The sequence below is a fragment of the Bacillus sp. BSL6 genome, from assembly GCF_052928345.1.
Genome location: NZ_JAVGCW010000012.1, coordinates 37,519 through 58,399 on the forward strand (window position 1 = coordinate 37,519; position 20,881 = coordinate 58,399).

Below are 20,881 nucleotides of genomic sequence, written 5' to 3' on the forward strand. Positions count from 1 at the left end.
GAGTTTTTTACAATGTATTTGTATCTTTTCTTTTTTTCGGTAGAAAATTTCCCTTATACAATGAGGTGATAAGGCTTCTAACCACAAAAACTACGGAGATAGTCAATAAATTAGAGTTTGATAGAACTCTTTACTTAGGAATCCCTCGTTCTAAACGAAGTTAAAGTTAAGGTAGTTCAATTTATCATTAATTTAATAGGATTTGTATGTGGTTTTACACGCTTTTTGACCACCCTCTATTTTCTAATTGATAAAATAGAATCCAAATATTACTGAAATTTAAATAAATATTTATAAAAATTCAAAATATTAACAAATCTTACAAAAGTGATGTATTTAATGTGTAACTTATAAAGTACTTAAGGGGGATTAATTATGTTTAAGAAAGTGATAGTAAGTACCTTAGCAACAGGTTTATTATTCTCGGTTAGTGGAAATGCATTTGCTGAATCGCTAGATTATGATTCAGTGAAGTATGAAATCAACGCTGCAGTTAAGGCATCGGAATTTAAAGATATAGCAAAGATGCCTATAGATATGAAAAAGGTAACTTCCACCGATCCCTATAATTTAGATAAAAAGAAGGGTAGAGTACATAAAGGCTTTGATTTTGCAGCACCACAAGGAACAAGAATAGATGCAATTCAATCTGGTAAAGTAGTTTTTGCTGATTTTGGAAGCAAAAATAATGGGTTTACTGATTATGGTAATGTAGTAGTTATTGAACATACCCATAATAAAAAGAAACTTTATACCTTATATGCCCATATGAGTAAGATGTCAGTGAAAAAAGGTGACACAGTAGAAGCAAGTCAAAAGATAGGGGAAGTTGGTAAAACGGGAGAAGCGACAGGGAATCATCTTCATTTGGAGGTAAGGACAGATACACTTCATGGTGAACGTGTAGATCCAACTAAATATTTACCATCATTTAAAAAATAATAATATGTAAAACTTTTAGGCTAGTAGTCCTTGTATGGAATAGCTTAAAAAAGCCCTGTTTTTGCTTGCAACAGGGCTTTTTTATTTACATAATTCTCGTTAGCTGAAGTTAGAAAAAGTATTTAATATGCCTGTTGTATGAGTTCAATAATTTTTTGTGCAATGCTTTCCTTTATTTCACCATGCTTCTTGTTATCAAATTGAAATTGTTGGTCTATCCACATTTCTTTAGGATACTGCCAAATTGGCATTTTTCGTCGTTCTTCTTGTTCCCATTCATACCGTGGAAATATATGTGCATGTAAGAACGCATCACTGTTTCCGTAGATAGAATAATTTATTCTTTTTGGATTACATATTGCTTGTATAGCATCACCGATTAGACTCATATCCAGAAGATACTCACTTCTTTGTTTAAAATTAAAGTCATTTAGCGTATCTACTTTATCAAAAGGCAAAAGAAGACAGTAGCCAGGGAGAAATTGAGTATCTCCTATCACTGCAAAACCACTTCTCATTTTAGTTAAAACCATTGGATTTTCTCCACGATGTGCAGATGCAATCCTATCCTTTTTCCAATCATTAGTTAATGTAGGGTTTACTTGTTCTGTCATTACGATACCGCCTTTCAAATTTAATGTATGTACTTTCTTATAGGAATCTTTTCTTAATTTTACCATATGAGAGAATGTAGCGATTGAAGAAACTTGGGTTGTATATCATATTCATGTGGGATTAACATAACGTCTCATTATCGGTAGCAAGGAAAAAGGGGAATCCTTACTCTCATAAGGAATCCTCTTTTTTATTTTCTATAAAGCTATTCACCTTTTTATACATTCCTATTATGGCACGGTTTTAGGTTTCTCGTTTGTTACTGGATTAGCCGAAAACTGTATAAAATCTTGTATACTCTAAGCGTGGTTTTTTTCCGAAATGCTGGCGATACCCCAAAAGAGTCCTATGTTTTTGGGATTCTTTTTTTAGTTTCTGATAACATTGTATTAATTGAATGCAGAGGGTAATTTAGTAAGGATTTGAATATGTGAACCATTAGTTTACATGTATTAGATTAATGGTTTCTTTATTGGTTAGGGGTTTATATGTAATGATTTCTTAGAGGTGAATAATATGAATTTAGGCTCGCAATTGAAAAGGTTTCGTGAATTAAAAAGCTTTTCACAAGAAGATGTGGCTCGAAAGGTTGGAGTGACTAGACAAGCTGTTTATAAATGGGAGAGTAATAAAAGTTATCCTGATATTGATAATTTGATTTTACTTAATGAATTATATGAAGTAACAATTGATGAGTTAATAAAAGGATTAGGGGATGATAGGGAGGGGTTAGATAAAAAAGATAAAGATGAGTGTGAAGATGATGGGGATGAAAATGATTTTGGCTTTTTTATAGGTATTGTTCTTATATTTGTAGGGATATTTATTGGCATTGAAGGAATTTCTTTATTTATAACTATATCAGGGATGCTAATAATGGTATTTTATAGTGATGTGAAAAAAATAATTGTTAATGAATTTAAAATAAAAAGAAGACCAAACTAGATTTTTTTAGTTTGGTCTTCTTTTTATTGCTGTTTATGCCAAAATTGAACATATCTATGTAGGGCCTCAATGCTTTTTAATCCCAAAAACCCTTTAATTTCAATGGGCTTCATGCCATTCTGTAGCGCATTTAATATAAAACGGTTCCGTAGCATAGTAGGCGTGACATGAATTTCGGCGCGTTTTGCTTCTTTCTGTAACATGCGTTGTACAGCGATTCGAGTTAAAGCGGCGGGCTGATCGTTTTCATAGTCCCAGCGGAATGTCTGCGGGCCGAAATCAAATGCTACAAAGAAGGAATCGCCTGTTTGTTGGCGTGGCCTTACAAGGTTAGGAATCTTGTTGTAATACGATAAGGCAAGTTTTACATGCTCTTTTGAAAGGGTGATAGATCGTTTATAAGCGTGTAGTCCTCCTGGAGTAATGGTATTCGTTCCAAAGTGTATATCATGCATAGAAAGCGTAAGAATGTCCTGGATAGATAGCCCATAGTCTAACATGAAATGAATCAATAAAAGGTTTCGTTCCAGAATAAACTTTCTTCCTGACGCCTGGTAGTCGGTTAATCCGTTATAACTACGCATGACGCGGAATAGCTTTGTAATTTCTTGATCCGATGCAAAGTTTTTGGAAGTTAGTCCAGGAGGGGTGACATCACTTTTTAAATCCTGGGCCGCGCCATGAAACTGTAAAAAGTTAATTAAAATACCTCGTACACGTTTGATATTAGAAATTGACGCCCCACGTTCCTTTTTAAACGCTTTTAAGTATCCGTCTAATACATTTACATCAAAAGAACGAAAAAACGATTCTGGGGGCGATTTGATGTGTTTCTGAATCCAAGATATAAAAAGTGTGAGATCGTAGCGATATTGTTTAACGGTGGAGGATTTACGACCATGTTTTAACAAATCAGAAAGGAAAACATCAACAGAAAGTTCCCAAGTCATCTTTATATACTCCTTTTTTCTAAAAATTGTGTACCGCAATTATATACGAAAACTATACAAACAAACAATAGGGGATTCTAGGTCGAGGTGTTTTCTTTTTGGCTTGAGGGATTCCATGGCCAGGACATTGCGGGGCCATGCGGAGACATATGGGCCTGGCTAGACAGGACGTGTGGTTGTGATATAGGGGGATGTATAGATGTATTGAGATGAGTGGAAGGCGAATGATGGACCGATGTTGAGGGAGGACGATATGCGAGGAATGGGAATGGCCGCCGCCCCGCCTACGTAGTTTTATGAAAATCTGCCTGGCAACGGAATCTGATTCATAGCTGAATCAAGATACCCTTACCAGGAGAGCTTCAAGTTAAATCTAAGTTTCTATATATTCCCCGAAACCTAGTTCTATCAATGAGTTTAAGATAAGAATAAGTTCAGAATAACCTTAGTATGTTGTCGCAACTAATTCTGTAGATTTATCTCATATTATTCTGAATTAATTCTGAGGTTATTCTGTTTACTGAAATCCTCCTAATGAACAGAAATAATTGTTTAATTTTAAAGTGTTGTACTATATATTTACGGTAAAAATCACGAATATTAGTATGTATACTGTCTACAGATATTCGGTGTTCTATAGATTTGTATATTAAACGAAAAGAAGAGTCCTATTTTGATATTTAGTGTGATCTGTGGTTTATGTTTAAAAATCTAGAAAAATATAATGCTCAATATGGGATACTTTTTATTAATAAATCTTGTTTGAAAAAAATTAAAATAATTAAATACATTAGGGTTTTTTTTTCTCAATAAACCTTACTCTCACAAGGGATTAGAAAATTCTTCTTATTTAATTACTGATTTAAGAGCAAGTTCAATTCGAGTATAAATTCATAGTGTATTTGTTGTGAAGAACGTCCTTAATTTACGAAAATATAATAGCTTGATAATATGTTTAATCTATTAAAATAAAGAATGGCATGACAAAAAGCCTTGTTAGGGGAGATTTTTTTGAACAAGGCTATAAAACAATTATTTTTTGAAAAAAGAGATTTAGGCGTTCGGATCAATCATTTTTTTGAATAAATCCATTGATGGTATTAGATTCTTCATTGGTTTTCCAAATGCCATATTTGTTGTGCGTTCTTTTGCTTGTTGCTGTCTACGCTTCCTATTTGCAGTTAACTGTTTTGTATATGTTGTTATGAAGTGTGCAGGTGTACTTACTTGTGATTTGTTTACTTCAAACAGCTGTACACAGTCCTCAAAAGTCTTTCTTGCTTCCCAATCTACGCATGGCGGCATCCGTAATGCGATTGTATAAGCATCCTTTTCAGTGATATTTGTATCTTTACTTATGATATACATATAAAGTTTCTTTTGATCTTCGCTCATAAACTCATCCATTTCGCGGAATCGTAGTTCTAGCTTTTCACCCGAATTAGGGGCATTCATTGGCTGTTCTTTTACTTCTACTTCTACTTCTTCATTTGTAGGAGCAACAGAATCCAATATATCTACTCCCTGGCATGTAGGTACAGTTGGCTTTTCGGTTTGATCTGTAGGTTTCTCCTGTTTTTTACTTAGTTTTTTAGATAGAAACTTTGTAAATGTAGAAAAAATATCAATGGAAAACGCCCATTTTTGCTTAAAATATTCAATGATTTTTAAATAATTAGTATTGAGGCTTAATATGTAAATAGATGGTGCAATCTTACCATGACGTCTTGTTTTGATTTGATGGCATACTTCAAGGTCCTCTAACCAATTCAGAATAAAGTTGATAATCGGCACAGAAATACCCGATTTTTCACTGATTTGATTTTGTCTCATTTGAGAGTATCCTTCTTGTACTAGGTAAGATAAAACAACTTCCAATGCCTTATAGCGGCGTGGTGTTTGTATGAAGAAATCTTTAGTGGTTTTACCTTCTGTATCTAAAAGAATTAGATCAATGGCTTTAATTACCTTTTGTACTGTTTTATTGATAGCGCCTGTAGGAACATGAACCAGGTGTGGGCTTAATTCTCGTTTTGCTGTACTTAGCAAAAAGTTATTTAGTAGCATAAAAAAACCTCCTATTTTTCCACCACAAATAAACAGGAAAAACAGAGGTTTTATATTCACAATAGATATACGTTATGGTATAATTTTAGTATCAAGTTTGATACTAAAGAAAAACATATATACTTATAGTGTGAATTAAAGCCCCTATCTCTTGGAGTTTTTAATTGGATTCTAGTTTGGCGACCGGGAACCAATTAAAAACGATGCGGTGGGGTTTTATTTTTTTTATTTATATCCAGCGTGCTTTCTGGAAAATTAATGATACGAGTAAGTTATTTTTATTTTACAATTCTATTTGCATAATATCAACACTATAAGTTCATATTTGACTATAAAATATGAATTTAAATGTCTTAACATGTCTACTTCTAAAATTTTCAGAATATTCAGGATATAGTTTAGAAAAACATAGGTTCGTATGATATGGTATAATTTTCTTATTTACATGTACGTTTCTGAATATTCTTAAAACAAGAAGAGGTGAAAATATATGAAGAAGTTATCTAAGGAAATCGACAATTATTTATCATCTAAAAATAAGACGTATACAGATTTAGCAAAAGAAATTGGAGTTGCCAAATCTACAGTTTCAAACTGGATTAATAAAGATAAAGAGTTATCTATATATACTTTTTCTAAAATTACACATGTGGTTTTTACAAACGATAAAGATAAACAGGAACAGAAAATCATAGAGTATTTAAGGACTTTAGGTGACAGGTTAAATATTAATATAAAAGTAGCGTTTGCATTGGCTCATTTAAACGATCATTTAACACTAATGGAACAGATTTATGAGATGTGTGAAGAAAACAATGATCTGGAAATGAAACGATTAGCAAATGTTTTTAATTTATATATTGAGCGTTTAAAAGGAAAAAATGTTAGAGAAGTGTATTTAAATATTGAAAAGGCACGAGCTAAAAATAATAAGAAGAATTATGATATAGAAATTTTTTGTGACATACTTAGTATGTTAATTTTATGCGATTTGGGCGATTTTGGATTAATGGAAGGGTATAAAATTAGGATTGAGGATAATTTTAAGTTTGTGACTAATGTTTACTTGAAACAATTATATGAATTTTGGGTAAAAGAACTTTGGAGTTATGCAGTATTAAGGAAAGATAAAAATTTAGAGTTTGAAAGAGAAAATAGACAACTAAGAATGTCTAAGGATTTGAACTTTTTCCCTGTTATGGAGGCTTTATTGAATATTAGAAGTGGGGAAAATGTTATGTTTTCCGATTACAAAAAAGCTTTATATTTCTTCCAAGAAGCATTGTATGTATTAAATGGTGCGAAAAGTAGTTTGAAATACAACATTGCATTAAATGATATTAATTTCATTAGAATAGTTTGGTGGAAAGATTTAGACAAAATTGATTTTGCAAAACTTCATCTTGCAGAATATGCATTATATTTGATTAAATTAGGGAAATTCCAACAAGCAATATACATATTGGATCAAATAAGGCTGAAAAATGGCGAATTAACACCTCTTCAAACATGTTATATGGGTATGGCTAAAAAAGATGTACAGTTAATAAAAAAGTCTATTGATATGTTCAAAGCAAATAACGATTTTTTATATGGGAAATTTGCAGAAGGAATATACAATGAATATGCAGAAAGTGTAATGTAAGATTAAAGGGAGGAGAGAACCAAGTGAAAAAGTTATATGCGTTGATGGTAGTTACTTTGCTGTTATTACCCATAGCAAATAGTTCACCAAGTAAAGTGGATGCAAAACAATATTACGCTAAAGTTGAAAACTTAGAAAATCAAAAACAATTTTATAGAATGATGGTTGATCCAGGTGGTGGAGGCTGATTCTTAATTTAAAATTTAATTTATATTTTTCAAAAGACATCGTTTAAGCGGTGTCTTTTGTGATTTTATAAACTGTTTTACAAGTTCTTGGATAGGATTTTGTGAAACAATTGTATGTTTTTTCACAATATAATACTAAAAGCGGAGGGTTAGTTATGGGGACAAAAGGATTAGGTGTGAATGAGTTGATTGAAATTGTAAAAGAAATAGATTTACAAACTTTTAGTGAAATTATAGAATTATGCGCAAGCTATGAAAATGAAGAATAAGAGAGTCTCATTATTGAGGCTCTCTTATTCTTTTTGTTCAACCTCCATTTTTAATTTAGTCGCATATTTTAACAATTCTCTCTCGATTTGGGGCTTATATTCATCTGGCACACTCATGTATTTTTCGTGAAGAAGTCGTGCTAAACGTTCAACAGGATCTTCACCTTTTACTGTTTTTAATATTTCGGCATCTGGAATTTCACTTTGTAACAGTGACGCAGTGTTTACTCCTAGATAGTTTGCGATTTCTTCTAATTTATTGAGGCGAGGCTTCTTTTCACCAGTTATCCAACTAGAAACGGTTCTGTAAGTTGTTCCTAAATCTTTCGCCATTTGTTTGCGATCAACACCTCTTATAGCTATTAATTTCTTTATGTTTTTCCCTAAAACATTCTCTGTAATTTCCATTTTATATCACTCCATTTTTAGACGTTTAACAAAACAAGAAAATAATTATCACTTAAAGTGATAAAAGTATGAACTTTAAGTGTTGACTTTCGGCTTAAAGCCGAATACAATGTAATTAAGGGAAGGGAGGGTGAAAAAATGCTAGCGTCAGAAAATAAAACCATTGTACGAGAATACAGGGAATCCAAAGGTTTAAGTATTAAGGAAGTTTCTAAAGGCGCTAAAATTCCAATCGGCACATTATATGATGTTGAAATTGGGAGAAGGAGTCTCAAAGCCAACAAAGCCAAAAAAATGGCTGATTTTCTTGAAGTTCCGATCGAGAAACTTTTCAAACCAACATATTATCGTGCAATACCCATCACAGATTGAATTAACCTCATGTGTTATTGATTAAATCTATCTTATTTATATTCCTACTAAGTGTATTGTAAATGAAATTCGGCAAAAAGACGAAATAATTATGACTAAAGTATGTAGTTCTATATTTAGAAAGATAAAATTCTAAATATTCTGTCCTTTGAAAACTGAATAATCCTAAAGGAGCTGTAAAAAATGGTTTTGAAACGATCGTATCAAACACTACTACTCTTTACGAGTGTACTTTTATTCGTTATGAGCTTCTTGATTCCACTGAATCAAGCCAGTGCGGAGGTAATCAATAGAGAAAGGTATCAGATGGATTGGGCCTATAGTCCGCAGTATGGGAAAGATGTTCGTACAGAGCTTCTAAAGAACGCGAGTGGTCAAATTGCGTATTGTCTGGTATACGGTTTAAAATCCCCAAATGGAGAGGATTTACCCGAAGCGGGCAAAACAGATGATGTATCCTATCGTGTCTTAATGAATGGATACCCACAGAAAACACCAGAAAGTTTAGGTGTTTCGAATAGGCAAGAAGCCCATTACGCGACACAATTAGCTCTTTGGAATGCACTGGGCCAGATTTCTGTTGATGAATTACAGTTCAAGAATGTGGCTGTTGAAAAAGCGGCAAAGAACATTATTCATGCGGCAAATCAAAGCCAGGATACACAAGATGTCTGGATGAATGTCATTCCAACGGATAAACAAGAAGCGCAATTAAACGGTGAATATTTTGAAACAACAACATACAACGTTCAAACAAATGCAAAAAAAGGTACATTCCACGTAGAAATGAACAATGCACCACAAGGCACACGTATTGTGACAGAACAAGGTGAAGCAAAAGAAACGTTCCAACTAGGAGAAAAGTTCCGTATTCAAGTACCAAAATCCTCTAAGAGTAGTGAACTATCTCTAAAAGTCGTTTCAAATCTAACAAATATTCATGCAGTTGTGTATAAAGGAACAAGTACGATTCAAGATGCAACTGTATTATTAGAGCGTAGTACAGAACAAGTAAGCACAGATTTACAAGTATTCTGGAAAGCAAATGGCGCCTTAAAAGTCATGAAAGTGGATGAAAACAAAAAGCCGCTACCAGGCGCAGTATTTGAAATCGCCAACAGCAATCAACAAGTTATGGGAACGATTACAGCTGACAAAAACGGTATCGCTGAAATGGGTAACTTAGAACTTGGCACATACACTGTAAAAGAAGTGAAAGCACCTGTTGGATATGTGTTAGATGCTACACCAAAGCCTTTTGAAGTAAAAACAGGTGAAGTTGCTGTTGTAGAAATGAAAAATGTACAAATCAAAGGCAATATTGAAATTAAAAAGGTAAGTGATACAGGCAAGATTCTCCCAGGCGTTGAATTTACAGTATTTACGCCAGAAGGAAAGCCAGTCACAAAAGTAACAACAGATCAAGAGGGGATTGCGAAAGTACATTCTCTTCCGTTTGGAAATTATTACTTCCAGGAAACGAAAGGATTAGAAGGTTACTTATTAAATCAAACAAAGTATCCATTTGAAGTAAAAGAGCATAATCAAACACTTACGTTTGAAGTGAAAAACGATCAAGTAAAAGGAAATGTACAGCTCTTAAAAGTAGATGAAGATGGAAAAACGAAATTAGAAGTTGCTGTTTTTATCTTAGCTGATGAAAAAGGTAAGAAAATCAGTGAGCATAAGACAGACAAAAACGGGTTAATCAAAATTGATAACATCCCATTCGGAAAGTACCAATTCATTGAAAAGACATCACCAGCGGGTTATGTGCTGGTAAAAGAGCCGATTCCGTTTAGCATCACTGAAAACGGGAAAACAATTGAGCTAGTTGCAAAGAATACGAAGATTAGAGGCTCAATTGAAATTACAAAAGTAGACGTAGCCGATGGAAATAACAAGTTACCAGGAGCAGAGTTTACGATTTATAACGAGCCAGGCCAGGAAGTCGTGAAAGGAAAAACAAACGAACAAGGCATTGCGAAGTTTGATAAACTCCCAGCAGGAAAGTACACATATAAAGAAACACTTGCACCACAAGGTTATGTGTCACATGAAGAAACATTCTCCTTTGAAATTAAAACGGATGGTGAAGTGATTAAACACATCGTAAAAAACAAAAAGATTGAGGGTAGCTTAGAAATTACAAAAGTAGATGTAGCCGATGGAAACAACAAGTTACCAGGAGCAGAGTTTACAATCTATAACGAGCAAGGCCAGGAAGTCGTGAAGGGAAAAACAAACGAAGAAGGCATTGCAAAGTTTGATAAACTTCCAGCAGGAAAGTACACATATAAAGAGACATTCGCACCAGAGGGATATTTAATCAATGAAGAAACATTCTCTTTTGAAATTAAAACAGATGGTGAGATTATCAAACATGTTGTAGCAGATCAGAAAAAAGAAGTTCCACCAACACCAGAAACGCCACAACCAGAGCAACTGGAACAACCACAGCCAGAACAACCAAAACCACAACCAGAGAAGCCACAAACACCACAGGTCATTGAAAAACCTGTACCAACACCAGAGAAACCACAACACATTGTAAAACAACCACAACCGATGAAAGAACAACCTAAGAAAGTAGAAAGTCATTTACCAACAACAGGCGGCAAAGCTGAAAATCCATATTGGAAATGGATTGGTGTTACATTTGTCGTTCTTGGTAGCATCCTAGCTGTTTACGCATTTAGAAAACGTAAGAATCAAGAAGTGTAAAAAACTCTCAACTGATAAGGGAGGGCGGGATCAAATGTGCATATTTGATGTACATTATCAAATCAATGATAGGAAATATACGAAATCATATTTACTTGCATTGGTGGAAGATGGGTTTCAGTTGCGAAAAAATATCCAACATGTTCTGTTCAAAGAGCACCAACAAGAAATTACGATCCTTTCTACAGATTTAGAAGAATTAGATTTAGTAGCTTCATAATGAATGAAACCTCTTAGATGTACAGGATATTTCTATTTAGCGATATAGAAAGATAAAACAATACAGGAGGATTTCTTATGAAACCAATTAAGCATATGCGAAGTAAACGCGGTTTTTATATCGGTCGAGTTCCTCATACAACACATACACCTTCAACAAATAAGCGTACAGAAGAATAGGCGGGAAGAATGGGGAAGAGCATGATTTTCTCTTCTCTCTTGGTCACGCTAGACCCTTACAAAAAAGCGCGCAAATCATAATATTCATGGGAGGACATTCTTTCACTGAATATCCTCCCCACTTAAAAGGAGGAAGCAAGTTGGGAAAACAAGCGTATCAAAATCGTCAAGAATGCTGGGAAACGTTCTGGAAAGAACAAGTAACGGTAAATGGTGAATTAGATATTGAACAAGTGAAGCAAGAACTCTTCAATTATAAAACACTCTTAGATCAAATTAATCAACCTCAAAACGGAATCATGCAACCTCAAATTCTAATTCAACTAGCCGCTGAAGAACGAACACAAAAGCATCGTGAAAAACTAGTAGCCCTTGCATAAGGCCATTTCAAGGATAGAAAGGAAGTGAAGAAGTGGCGCACAGCAAGCTCGACAAAGAAATTGAAAACTTCATAGAAAAGAACTGGAAAATGTTTTTAGGTATAGGAGCTGTTGCATTTGTCTGGTTTTCCAAAGAAAGAATCCTTACAGAATTAATGAAGCTGGTGCCAACTGTAGTCGGTGTGTTTCGCGGGATTGCCTTATTGATCCTGTTGGGAATTGTCATACGAATTGTCTTACATGGCATCTATTTGTATCTAGAAAAGAAGCGGTATCGATATGTATTATTCATCCCTCACATAGATGATGAAGTTACACCAGATAAGCTAGGGCAAATGATTCGGCATGTACATGGTTCGGGCCGAAAACCTTTAGAACGCCTGTTAAAAGGTCGTGATTGGTACCGCATGACGATGTATCGTCCAGAGGGAGAAAATGAGCGTGTCCGCTTTTATGTAGGTGGTCCAGAAGATAAGATCAAACAGGTTGTGCAAGCAATACAAAGCGCCTATACCCACAGTGAAATTTATAGCGTTCCAAAGGAAGAAATGCCATTTCCAACAAGAAAAGCGGTAGGAGGACGGATGGTATTAAAGAGAAAGCGGCTAGATGCCACGTTATCACTAGCACGCTATACACGTGATGTATTACCGATGTTAGGAAGCGCAATGGAAGAAAAAACATGGATTGATATTGCTTTTACACCAGATAACGGATATCAGCTGACAAAAGGGATTCGAAAAGCAGAAAAGGCCATTCGAAAGAAGAAAAAGCATGGGCTAGATGCCTTTGAAAAAGAAGAAATTCGCGCATTAAATAAGCGGTTTGCCAAAAATGAAGTGGCGTTTCAAGTATCTGTTTCATTTGCAAGTGACTATTATCCTGGTGTACCTGTTATCAAGAACTTAGGGCATATGGTCGCAAGTATTATGGCAGATGTGAATGAACTTAGATACAGGCGTTTTAGACGCAGTATGCCAGCTGTACCACATCCCGTATACGGAAAAATGATTTGGACGGGATCAGAGCTATTAAACTTGTTCCATCTTCCGAATGTAACGGGTGATAAAAACAGCAAGACAGAGCGTAACATCTTGTATCTAGATAAAGGGGAAAACATGATACCAAATGATTTATTGGCCGAAGGCATTTCAATTGGCCATGTGATGCATCCCTATATCAAGGATCGATTAGTAAAAATTCGAGAAGACTTTTTCAAGAATCATGGTTACATTACGGGGAAAGTTGGGTCTGGTAAAAGCACCATTGCCATGAGATTGATGCAAAGTGTCATTGATAAATGGCTAGAAAATCCGAATGAAGCGGGTGGATTATCTCTATTTGATCCAACCGAAGATTTGGCATATGTAGCAATGAATCGACTCTTAAAAGCGGAAAAGGATGGAAAACAAGTGGATTGGAGCAAGGTTCACTTTATCCGTTTTCGAAACACAGATCATCCACCAGCATTGAATTTGTTTCATCGTTTTCCCAATGAAGATATTCAAACAGTAGTTGAATCCATTATGGAAATGATTAAGTTAATGATTCAAGGGCAAGCGCAACAAACCGAAAGATTACTAAGAGCGATTATTGGGACGTTACTTTGTGATAAGAGTCAAATTCATACGATTTTAAGTATCCCATTATTCATAAGTGATGAACTGTTTCGAGCAAACGTAATAGCCAATTTACAAGGACCAGAACAAAAATATTACTCTCATTTTTGGAAATATGAAGTAGGAAGCGCATTAGAGGACAGCACACAGGCCATTTTAAACCGATTAGATATCTTCCGTAATACGTTGTATTTAAAGCGTATGTACGGGCAAACAGGCTTCTCCTTAGAAATTCGGAAGTGGATGGATGAAGGCCACCTTATCTTTTATGATTTAGCGGGCATGGGAAAAGAAGATACATTACTAACAGTCGGTTACATTTGTAATCAATATCACCGTATCGCCCAACAGCGGCCGCATGGTTCAAAACTACATTTAGGCGTGATAGATGAAGCCCATGACGTACCAGTACCTGTTCTTCCGAAAATCATTGCAAAGGATCGGAAGCATGGATTTGGATTATGGGTGATTACCCAGCAAGTTTCGGGACAGTTAGACAGAGAGTTAACAGACATGTTAACAGAGGCGGGTGGAAATTACTTTGTATGTAGGCAAGGTCATAATTCCGCGAAAACGCTAGAGGGCATTATGCAAAAGCAATTCCGTACAGAGTATTTGCAAAATCTTCCTAACTTAGTTGTGGCGATTCAAACACAAGATTATATCAGAGGTGAGGCAAAAAATGTGTGGTGTACGATACGTGTTCCACCATTAGACCGCTATCTACCAAATGGGAAAGTGGCGAATTATAAAAACGAAAAAGAAATTCATGCATCTAATGAATGGACCAGAGCAAAGATTCATTCTTTAGAGCAACAAAATGGGAAAGCAGGATTAGAAATCGACAAGGAAATTGATGAGTTTCTATATGGAAAAGGCAAGTATCAACAAGCCGAAAAAGTCAATTTAACAAAAGAAGAACCTGTTGTGACATCGGGGCTAGATGAATTAGAAGAAAAAGCACCTTCCAATGAAGAAGTGAAAGAACCTGTTTCCGAAACAAAGCCAGTTGAACCCACAAATCAAGCGCAAATTATCCCATTTCGAAAACAAGCTACCGAAGCGGTAAAAGTGAAAGAAGAAAAACAAGAAGTGAAACAGCCAGAAACACAAACAAAAGAATCAGAAATAGAACTTCCAGAAGAAACGCCAATCATCGAACCATCAAAGGGTGAGGATGAAATGGAGGCAGTTATGAAAGGAGAAAAAAGCATTTTCGATATGTGGGAAAAGGAGTAGAGACTATGTGCAGTATGTTGTTATTGGAAGAAGACCAAAGCTTACTTATGGATATACACAATCACATCTATGTTGATATGGAGTATATAACAGAAAAAGTATATCCAAACCATAAGAAAAAATCAGTATACTACCGTTTGAATCGTTTGGTACAAGAAAAATATTTAAAAAATGAATTACTTCCCATACCTGTTTCAAGAAACCAGGTTCGTAAATCTGGAAGACCGCAAAACGTATATACGCTTGCGGCAAAGGGAGTAGAAACAGTTTGTGGATTAAGAGGGAGTGTGCATTGGAAAAGTAGTTGGTCCCAACGTTCGGCATCCTTTGTATATCACAGTTTAATGTTAGCAAAAATTGAATGTGCCATGACATTAATATCGAAACGAGAAGAAAGATTGGAATTAAAAGAATGGATCAATGAACCGCGGGCCACATTCCAATATGCAAAAGGAAAAAATCGCGTCATACGCCCAGATGGGGTTGCGGTAATTGGATTAAAAGAAGCGATTGATAAAAACATTGGTGTATTCATGGAAATGGAACGTTCTTACGGATCAAAAGAAGTATTAGAAAAAAAGATCATCCGTTATAACGACTTCATGACGCAAGAAGGAAAAAAGGCAGACTATCGGACACATGCTGGTATGGGATATGAAATACCGATATGGCGCCTGGTATTTGTTGCAGGTAGTGAAAGTAGGGAAAAAGAATTGATTCGCTACTTAAAAGGGGTAAGCAGTCCAGAAATTCCAGTTTATATCACACTGTTTCAAGATATATTGCAAGACCCATTTGGGAATATTTATCGGAATATTCAAAATACAAATGAGAAAGTGAGGTTCTAAGAATGTGTTTCGGTTTATTTTATCGATAAGCGCCAGTATTTTTCTATTAGTTGTCTTTTCAGATTGGTTATTTGAAAGGGTACCAGGATCACGAGAAGCCTGGGAAGCGGTGAAAAGTAAAGTGGTGGAAATTTACTATACGCAAGGATGGGAAGGTGTCTTGCTTTTCTTCCTGGTGGTAGTGGGAATATGGAAGATGGCCGATAGTCGATCATAAGGGGGAGATAAACGATGTTTACACATAAAAACACTTATGAAAGAGGAAATGTGGGAGAAGTTGAAGCTCAATTTCTAGTGGAAATCTATGAGGGAATGGGTTGTGAGGAAGTACATGAGATTTGTTTGTCTCAAACAGATGTATATATGCAGAAGTTTTATCTGATGGAAAACGGAAAAATTATCGAAATAGAAATTGGATTAAATACAGATGAATTGGAATGGAAGTGTGATGGGGTAGAGCTTACAAAAGAAAAAGCCATGTTAGAAATCGAGCGTGAAATCAGCTGTTATGACATGTTCGAGCAAGCAAGGATAGACAAAGGGTGGATGTTTAAAGAAAAGGCAAACAAGTTTCTTACAGTTTTAAGAGAAAAGGAGAGTGCATGATGGACGAATTGGAAGGTTTGGATTTTGTAAGAGAATTTCGGGCTACAGATGGAGCGTCCTTTGATGTGGGGAGGGATGGAGACAAACGGTATGTGGTTCATGCTAGATTCCCATATATTACAGGCAGTCAAACGAAACTTAATAATTTTATCAATTATGCAAGAAACGAAATAAAAGATGAATCAACCGCAGTTGGCATGGCTTCATTCGCTCGTGATTGCTACGAACGATCTTTACGCCAGTACCGAAATTGAAAGGGGGATGAATATGCTTCAAAAGGTGAAACAGTGGTTTGCAAAAACATTTGAAAGTAAGCAAGGGAAGGCAAGGAAAGCCACAAAGCTTCCTTCTTATAAAGGGCGCTTAATTGGAAAATGGGCCTTTTGGCTCCTGTTTAGTTGGATGCTAATTGTATCCATCACAACCGTAGTAAAAGGAAAGGGAGATATACAAGCAAAGGCCAGCACCACTCCAAAGGAAGTTACGCAAAAACAAAACCTTTCTACACGTCCAGAAGCAATTGAATTTGCGCGCGGATTCGCAAAGGAATACTTTACATGGCAAAGAGGGGATGAAGGCAAGAAGAAACGTTCAGAGCGCTTACATCCCTATATACCGAAAACATTTGATCCGCAAGTTGGTTTAGATTTTGTAAGTATGCAATGGGATTCCAATTTTCTATACGCAACTGTATTAAAAGTAGATGAGGTTACAGAGAAAGAAGCAAACGTAATTTTTAAAGTGAAATACAAATTAAGCCGCATGAAAGCAGATAATAGCGGACCAGAGGATAAGGAGGTGATCCAGCAAGTGTCGGTTCCTGTTCAATCAGATGGAAAGGCTTTTGTGATTAGTGGATTCCCTCAAATCGTCAAGGTGAATGAAAAAGCGGAAGTACCAGAAGGAAAAGAAGGAAAAGACCGAGAGGAAGTCCATGAACTCGCTGTAAAAGAAGACATTCGAGAATTTCTACCCACGTTCTTTAAATCCTATACGACCGCAACACAAAAAGAACTCGCGTATGTGCTAGCTAATACGGATATTAAAGGGTTAGAAGGAGCCATGAAATTTGAAAATGTACTTTCCTCTAAGATTTATCCAGGAAAAACAAAAGGCACGTATGAGGTACAAACAGAGGTATCTATGATTGATCCGCATTCTGAAACGAAAATGAAAACAGGTTACACGTTGTTTGTAAAACAAGATGGAAAGCAATGGGTTGTAAAAGACTTAAAAACAAAATAGGAGAGGGGCATGTATATGTTCAATATAAATCATTTTGTGTTAGGAATCGGGTTGGAAGGATTTTTTGAAATGATGAAGACACAAGGAACATACGCATTATATTGTGCGTTTATCATTGTTATCTTGATCGTAGCGGCAAAGCGTGCATGGGGAAAAGCGATCACGTTAATTGTTGGCGGCGGGATTGTTGTATTCTTCATTAACAAACCAGATGCATTAAAAACAATCGGAACGTGGTTAGGTGGATTATTTGGCGTCTAAGTAAGGGATGGAAAGGAAGGGAGCTACATGAAGGAAAAAGAATCAAAATCTATCATTGTCTATTGTTTCGGAAGCTATATGAACTATATGCGAAGACAGTACGAAATTATGGGGTATCGTCTTCCGCGTGCGGTTACATGGAGGGCACTTGGTTATTTTGCGGCGGTAGAAGCGGGGCTTGTAGCCTTCCGCTTCCTCCCTCCCTTTAAATGGATATTCGGGGATATGATCGATCAAGTTTGGCTCATGTATTATGGTGTGATTCCTCTTTTCCTCGTATGGGGCGCGGATAAATATAAAACAGATGGAAAATCACTTTTCTCTTTTGTTCGGTCCTGGGTCACATTTCGTTTACGTAAACATCAAAGTAGCCGATTAGTGACCTTGCCGAAATTAAAAAAACATGTGATTCGTGGTCATGTGTGTGTGCAATATGACGTTAAAGATATACCAATAGTACATGTAGCTAGCGAAGAAGAAGAGAAAGACATACACGCTTATAACCTGACATTTTTACCCCAAAAGGAGGAAATGAAAGATGTTGAAAACGATGAACAGATCACCATTAAAGCACGTTGAAAAGAATTTAGCGTTTAGTACAGACGGAAAAGTATCCGCAGTATATGAAGTAGACGGATTCGAATACGATCATCAAGATGAAAGCACAAAAAAAGTATATTATCGCAATCAACTCGCTCTTTTTACCCATCAAGAATATGATATCCACTTACTTGTGATTCCTCGTACAACAAATTCAGATGAAATTCTGGATGAACATATTTCCACTTTAAAAGGGCCAATGGCCCCAACAGGACGCTTTCTTTTTAAAAAGGTAAAAGAATACTTACGAAATGCGGCCATTGCGAAAGAGAACATGGAATATCGCTTTTTCGTTTTAGTACAACTGAATATGGAACAGAAAGAAAGACAAATTCGTAACCCTGTCGTAGAAACATGGAAGTTTATGAAGAAGGTTAGAGAAGGATTTGCAGAGACAGCCCAAAACATATCGGGTATGAATGTGACGGATATTTTAGAAGAGGAAATTGAAAATTATTTAGAAGTAGAAGACGTTTTATTTAGCCAGGTTAGAGGGGCCTTTCATAATACCAGACGTGCGAAACCGTCAACAACGCGCTTTTTATTCCATCATAACTTTAAACGTGGCATGAAAGAACTGAATCGGGATCAAAACTGGAAAGTAGGTTCTACGGTTACCTTGAAAAATGAAGAAGGAAAGGCGGTAAAAGTACGTCGGCCAGATTTACAAGAAATGGTGCACTTAACGGATACCGTGATTGATGAAAGCCCAGGGCGTTCTCTTATACTCGAAAGACAAAATGAAGAAGGAGAAATCGAAACCTCTCATGTTGCTTTTCTTGCGGTGAAAGATATGCCCGAAATATCGGCCTTTCCTGGTGGAGAGTGGATTTATCGCATTCAATCTCATTCGTTAAAGTTTCCTGTTGAAATGAGTATTCGAGCTTATCACTTAGAAAATCAGATGGTTACCCAAAAACTCTCCAATAGTGAACTGGAATTAAACGATCAACGTCAACAAGCGATGGTAGGTGGTCGCACAACAGATTTAACAATTGATCGTAAAGCAAGAGGCGTCAAAATTGTAAAAGATCGATTTGAAACAACGGGAGCACCTGGATATGAACTAAGTGTACTGTTTTGTGTATATGCAGAAGATGAGAAAACATTAAAATCACGCGTCAATACGCTGATTACAGAATATCGCAAAATGAAAATTGAATTGGTTAATCCATATGGAGAACAATTAGCATACTTTTACGAGTTCTTACCAGGCTCGAAACGTTACAATACGGACTTTAAACTGTTTGTGGAACCAGGCGTACTTGCAATGGGCATGTTTGGGGCCACAACACAAATTGGTGACAATCAAGGGTTTTACATTGGAAAGACAAAGAAATTAAATCGTCCTGTTTTTGTTCGTCCCGAACTAGCGGCGAAAGCATTAGATAACATTGTGACAGCATTTGAAAGTTTATCGGTTATGTTCGCGGGGCAAACAGGGAAAGGGAAATCGTTCCTAATGAACTTACTCGCTTTCTGGATTGTTATGAGTGGCGGAAGGGCATTTATTATTGATCCTAAAGGGGACCGCACAAGATGGCCCGAATTATTGCCAGGGTTCAATGAGGATACCTTGCAAGTGTGGACGCTTGGGAAGGATAAAAAGGATGCAGGCTGTTTAGACCCATTCCGAATAAGCGCAACAATTGAAGATGCGAAGAGTTTAGCACTTGAAATTTTAACGTTCCTATCGGATGTAGGATTAGAGGATATTCGATATGACTATTTATATAAAGCGATTGAACGAGTAGCGAAAAAAGAAGACGCATGTTTAACTTTGGTTCGTAAAGAACTAGAGGAAATGAAGAAAGAACCTAACCTATTGCCAACTGAATTAGAACGATTAAACGCTCTTACAAATCGTTTAGCAACCTTAGAAGGCATCCAGTTAGGAGATTTATTGTTTGGTAGACCAGGTCAAGATTACCGCGTATTAAGCCTAGAACGTCCATTACAGGTATTACAAATTCAACATTTACGCATTCCGAAATCAGAGGAAAAGAATGAAAGTGTTACAGATAAATTATCTCGTAGTATCTTAATTGCATTAGCGGCATTTGGTAAATCCTTAATGCATTCCGATCGTAGTATTTTCAAAGTATACCTACAAGATGAGGCATCAAGTATTTTGAAAAATAAAGAGGGTGCGGCGTCTTCTGACAAAATCATTCGAGAAGGACGTTATCACAATATCGGCTTGTATTTAGGAACACAAAACGCATCCGATTATCAATCAGAAAATAAAGAGGTTGCAAATGTGGGGATGAAATTCTGTTTTGCATTGAAATACGATAAGGAAGCGGAAGAAATGTTGCGTTACTATAACTTACCGGTCACAGAAGAAAATATCTTAATGCTACGCCAACTTAGACGCGGCGAAGCGTTGTTCCAGGATATTTTCGGCCGCACAGCGGTTGTAGAAATTGATCCTGTTTTCCAAGAATTAAAGACTGCATTTGATTCCTCTACGAAAACAGACGAAGAACGCGCACAACAATTGGCGTAATTCGTATTACAATACAGATAAGAGTATTCTGAATTATCTGTATATGGAGG

21 protein-coding genes and 1 pseudogene are annotated in these 20,881 nt (G+C 36.0%); 18 read left to right on the plus strand and 4 right to left on the minus strand.

What is annotated here, in order from left to right; genetic code table 11:
• Positions 1 to 375: 375 nt before the first annotated feature.
• Positions 376 to 942 (plus strand): M23 family metallopeptidase, encoded by a 567-nt coding sequence (locus RCJ96_RS25260; RefSeq protein ID WP_000475241.1) that lies wholly within the window; start codon positions 376 to 378, stop codon positions 940 to 942.
• A 122-nt stretch (positions 943 to 1,064) separates the two neighbouring features.
• On the opposite strand, the gene RCJ96_RS25265 is transcribed toward RCJ96_RS25260, so the two are convergent.
• Positions 1,065 to 1,556, minus strand: coding sequence for an HIT family protein (locus RCJ96_RS25265; protein ID WP_061157386.1), 492 nt, complete (start codon positions 1,554 to 1,556; stop codon positions 1,065 to 1,067).
• Between the two features lie 517 nt (positions 1,557 to 2,073).
• Here RCJ96_RS25265 and RCJ96_RS25270 point away from each other — a divergent pair.
• Positions 2,074 to 2,502 (plus strand): helix-turn-helix domain-containing protein, encoded by a 429-nt coding sequence (locus RCJ96_RS25270; protein ID WP_050224822.1) that lies wholly within the window; start codon positions 2,074 to 2,076, stop codon positions 2,500 to 2,502.
• Between the two features lie 23 nt (positions 2,503 to 2,525).
• Here the strand turns inward: RCJ96_RS25270 and RCJ96_RS25275 are convergent, their stop codons facing one another.
• Together RCJ96_RS25275 and RCJ96_RS25280 are read right to left on the minus strand one after the other, a co-directional pair.
• Entirely contained in the window at positions 2,526 to 3,452 is a 927-nt protein-coding gene (locus RCJ96_RS25275) for a tyrosine-type recombinase/integrase (protein ID WP_050224821.1), read from the minus strand.
• A gap of 1,053 nt (positions 3,453 to 4,505) precedes the next feature.
• The gene (locus RCJ96_RS25280; protein ID WP_061157385.1) at positions 4,506 to 5,519 is read right to left on the minus strand and encodes a hypothetical protein; all 1,014 of its coding nucleotides are present in this window, start codon (positions 5,517 to 5,519) and stop codon (positions 4,506 to 4,508) included.
• A 490-nt stretch (positions 5,520 to 6,009) separates the two neighbouring features.
• Between RCJ96_RS25280 and RCJ96_RS25285 the strand changes: the two genes are divergently transcribed.
• Both RCJ96_RS25285 and RCJ96_RS25290 read left to right on the plus strand, forming a co-directional pair.
• Positions 6,010 to 7,164, plus strand: coding sequence for an AimR family lysis-lysogeny pheromone receptor (locus RCJ96_RS25285; RefSeq protein WP_061157384.1), 1,155 nt, complete (start codon positions 6,010 to 6,012; stop codon positions 7,162 to 7,164).
• A gap of 23 nt (positions 7,165 to 7,187) precedes the next feature.
• Positions 7,188 to 7,352, plus strand: a complete 165-nt coding sequence (locus RCJ96_RS25290; protein ID WP_000737805.1) for a hypothetical protein — start codon at positions 7,188 to 7,190, stop codon at positions 7,350 to 7,352.
• A gap of 293 nt (positions 7,353 to 7,645) precedes the next feature.
• On the opposite strand, the gene RCJ96_RS25295 is transcribed toward RCJ96_RS25290, so the two are convergent.
• Positions 7,646 to 8,029: a helix-turn-helix domain-containing protein gene (locus RCJ96_RS25295; protein ID WP_061157383.1), complete on the minus strand. Its 384-nt coding sequence runs from the start codon at positions 8,027 to 8,029 to the stop codon at positions 7,646 to 7,648.
• Positions 8,030 to 8,167: 138 nt separating this feature from the next.
• On the opposite strand from RCJ96_RS25295, the gene RCJ96_RS25300 reads away from it, so the two are divergent.
• The 14 genes and pseudogenes from RCJ96_RS25300 (at position 8,168) to RCJ96_RS25365 (ending at position 20,831) form a co-directional block, all read left to right on the plus strand.
• Positions 8,168 to 8,401: a helix-turn-helix domain-containing protein gene (locus RCJ96_RS25300; RefSeq protein ID WP_000881123.1), complete on the plus strand. Its 234-nt coding sequence runs from the start codon at positions 8,168 to 8,170 to the stop codon at positions 8,399 to 8,401.
• Between the two features lie 183 nt (positions 8,402 to 8,584).
• The gene (locus RCJ96_RS25305) at positions 8,585 to 11,125 is read left to right on the plus strand and encodes a SpaA isopeptide-forming pilin-related protein (protein ID WP_080443775.1); all 2,541 of its coding nucleotides are present in this window, start codon (positions 8,585 to 8,587) and stop codon (positions 11,123 to 11,125) included.
• A 34-nt stretch (positions 11,126 to 11,159) separates the two neighbouring features.
• Positions 11,160 to 11,345, plus strand: a complete 186-nt coding sequence (locus RCJ96_RS25310; protein WP_000334852.1) for a hypothetical protein — start codon at positions 11,160 to 11,162, stop codon at positions 11,343 to 11,345.
• A 77-nt stretch (positions 11,346 to 11,422) separates the two neighbouring features.
• Positions 11,423 to 11,605, plus strand: a pseudogene (locus RCJ96_RS25315) (hypothetical protein).
• 59 nt (positions 11,606 to 11,664) lie between these two features.
• Positions 11,665 to 11,904, plus strand: coding sequence for a hypothetical protein (locus RCJ96_RS25320; RefSeq protein ID WP_000517906.1), 240 nt, complete (start codon positions 11,665 to 11,667; stop codon positions 11,902 to 11,904).
• A gap of 32 nt (positions 11,905 to 11,936) precedes the next feature.
• Entirely contained in the window at positions 11,937 to 14,762 is a 2,826-nt protein-coding gene (locus RCJ96_RS25325; RefSeq protein ID WP_061157382.1) for a hypothetical protein, read from the plus strand.
• 5 nt (positions 14,763 to 14,767) lie between these two features.
• Positions 14,768 to 15,610, plus strand: a complete 843-nt coding sequence (locus RCJ96_RS25330) for a replication-relaxation family protein (RefSeq protein WP_073536445.1) — start codon at positions 14,768 to 14,770, stop codon at positions 15,608 to 15,610.
• Between the two features lie 4 nt (positions 15,611 to 15,614).
• On the plus strand, positions 15,615 to 15,827 hold the full coding sequence (locus RCJ96_RS25335) for a hypothetical protein (RefSeq protein WP_000488221.1): 213 nt from the start codon (positions 15,615 to 15,617) through the stop codon (positions 15,825 to 15,827).
• Positions 15,828 to 15,841: 14 nt separating this feature from the next.
• A complete protein-coding gene (locus tag RCJ96_RS25340; RefSeq protein WP_000494041.1) occupies positions 15,842 to 16,216 on the plus strand; it encodes a hypothetical protein in 375 nt (124 codons plus the stop codon).
• Positions 16,213 to 16,470 carry a hypothetical protein gene (locus RCJ96_RS25345; protein ID WP_061157380.1) on the plus strand — a complete coding sequence of 86 codons (258 nt, stop codon included), beginning with the start codon at positions 16,213 to 16,215 and terminating at the stop codon, positions 16,468 to 16,470. Before RCJ96_RS25340 ends, RCJ96_RS25345 begins: the two co-directional genes overlap by 4 nt.
• A 13-nt stretch (positions 16,471 to 16,483) precedes the next feature.
• A complete protein-coding gene (locus RCJ96_RS25350; protein WP_061157379.1) occupies positions 16,484 to 17,461 on the plus strand; it encodes a conjugal transfer protein in 978 nt (325 codons plus the stop codon).
• 9 nt (positions 17,462 to 17,470) lie between these two features.
• Positions 17,471 to 17,722: a TcpD family membrane protein gene (locus RCJ96_RS25355; RefSeq protein ID WP_000281809.1), complete on the plus strand. Its 252-nt coding sequence runs from the start codon at positions 17,471 to 17,473 to the stop codon at positions 17,720 to 17,722.
• Positions 17,723 to 17,749: 27 nt separating this feature from the next.
• Positions 17,750 to 18,301, plus strand: a complete 552-nt coding sequence (locus RCJ96_RS25360; protein ID WP_000659661.1) for a TcpE family conjugal transfer membrane protein — start codon at positions 17,750 to 17,752, stop codon at positions 18,299 to 18,301.
• Positions 18,261 to 20,831, plus strand: a complete 2,571-nt coding sequence (locus RCJ96_RS25365) for an ATP-binding protein (RefSeq protein WP_061157378.1) — start codon at positions 18,261 to 18,263, stop codon at positions 20,829 to 20,831. Before RCJ96_RS25360 ends, RCJ96_RS25365 begins: the two co-directional genes overlap by 41 nt.
• Positions 20,832 to 20,881 lie beyond the last annotated feature (50 nt).

Bases quoted from the DNA above. Each gene is read 5' to 3' on its own strand.
- RCJ96_RS25260 (WP_000475241.1), top strand. From the start codon at position 376: ATGTTTAAGAAAGTGATAGTAAGTACCTTAGCAACAGGTTTATTATTC.
- RCJ96_RS25265 (WP_061157386.1), bottom strand. From the start codon at position 1,556: ATGACAGAACAAGTAAACCCTACATTAACTAATGATTGGAAAAAGGAT.
- RCJ96_RS25270 (WP_050224822.1), top strand. From the start codon at position 2,074: ATGAATTTAGGCTCGCAATTGAAAAGGTTTCGTGAATTAAAAAGCTTT.
- RCJ96_RS25275 (WP_050224821.1), bottom strand. From the start codon at position 3,452: ATGACTTGGGAACTTTCTGTTGATGTTTTCCTTTCTGATTTGTTAAAA.
- RCJ96_RS25280 (WP_061157385.1), bottom strand. From the start codon at position 5,519: ATGCTACTAAATAACTTTTTGCTAAGTACAGCAAAACGAGAATTAAGC.
- RCJ96_RS25285 (WP_061157384.1), top strand. From the start codon at position 6,010: ATGAAGAAGTTATCTAAGGAAATCGACAATTATTTATCATCTAAAAAT.
- RCJ96_RS25295 (WP_061157383.1), bottom strand. From the start codon at position 8,029: ATGGAAATTACAGAGAATGTTTTAGGGAAAAACATAAAGAAATTAATA.
- RCJ96_RS25300 (WP_000881123.1), top strand. From the start codon at position 8,168: ATGCTAGCGTCAGAAAATAAAACCATTGTACGAGAATACAGGGAATCC.
- RCJ96_RS25305 (WP_080443775.1), top strand. From the start codon at position 8,585: ATGGTTTTGAAACGATCGTATCAAACACTACTACTCTTTACGAGTGTA.
- RCJ96_RS25310 (WP_000334852.1), top strand. From the start codon at position 11,160: ATGTGCATATTTGATGTACATTATCAAATCAATGATAGGAAATATACG.
- RCJ96_RS25330 (WP_073536445.1), top strand. From the start codon at position 14,768: ATGTGCAGTATGTTGTTATTGGAAGAAGACCAAAGCTTACTTATGGAT.
- RCJ96_RS25340 (WP_000494041.1), top strand. From the start codon at position 15,842: ATGTTTACACATAAAAACACTTATGAAAGAGGAAATGTGGGAGAAGTT.
- RCJ96_RS25345 (WP_061157380.1), top strand. From the start codon at position 16,213: ATGATGGACGAATTGGAAGGTTTGGATTTTGTAAGAGAATTTCGGGCT.
- RCJ96_RS25350 (WP_061157379.1), top strand. From the start codon at position 16,484: ATGCTTCAAAAGGTGAAACAGTGGTTTGCAAAAACATTTGAAAGTAAG.
- RCJ96_RS25355 (WP_000281809.1), top strand. From the start codon at position 17,471: ATGTATATGTTCAATATAAATCATTTTGTGTTAGGAATCGGGTTGGAA.
- RCJ96_RS25360 (WP_000659661.1), top strand. From the start codon at position 17,750: ATGAAGGAAAAAGAATCAAAATCTATCATTGTCTATTGTTTCGGAAGC.
- RCJ96_RS25365 (WP_061157378.1), top strand. From the start codon at position 18,261: ATGTTGAAAACGATGAACAGATCACCATTAAAGCACGTTGAAAAGAAT.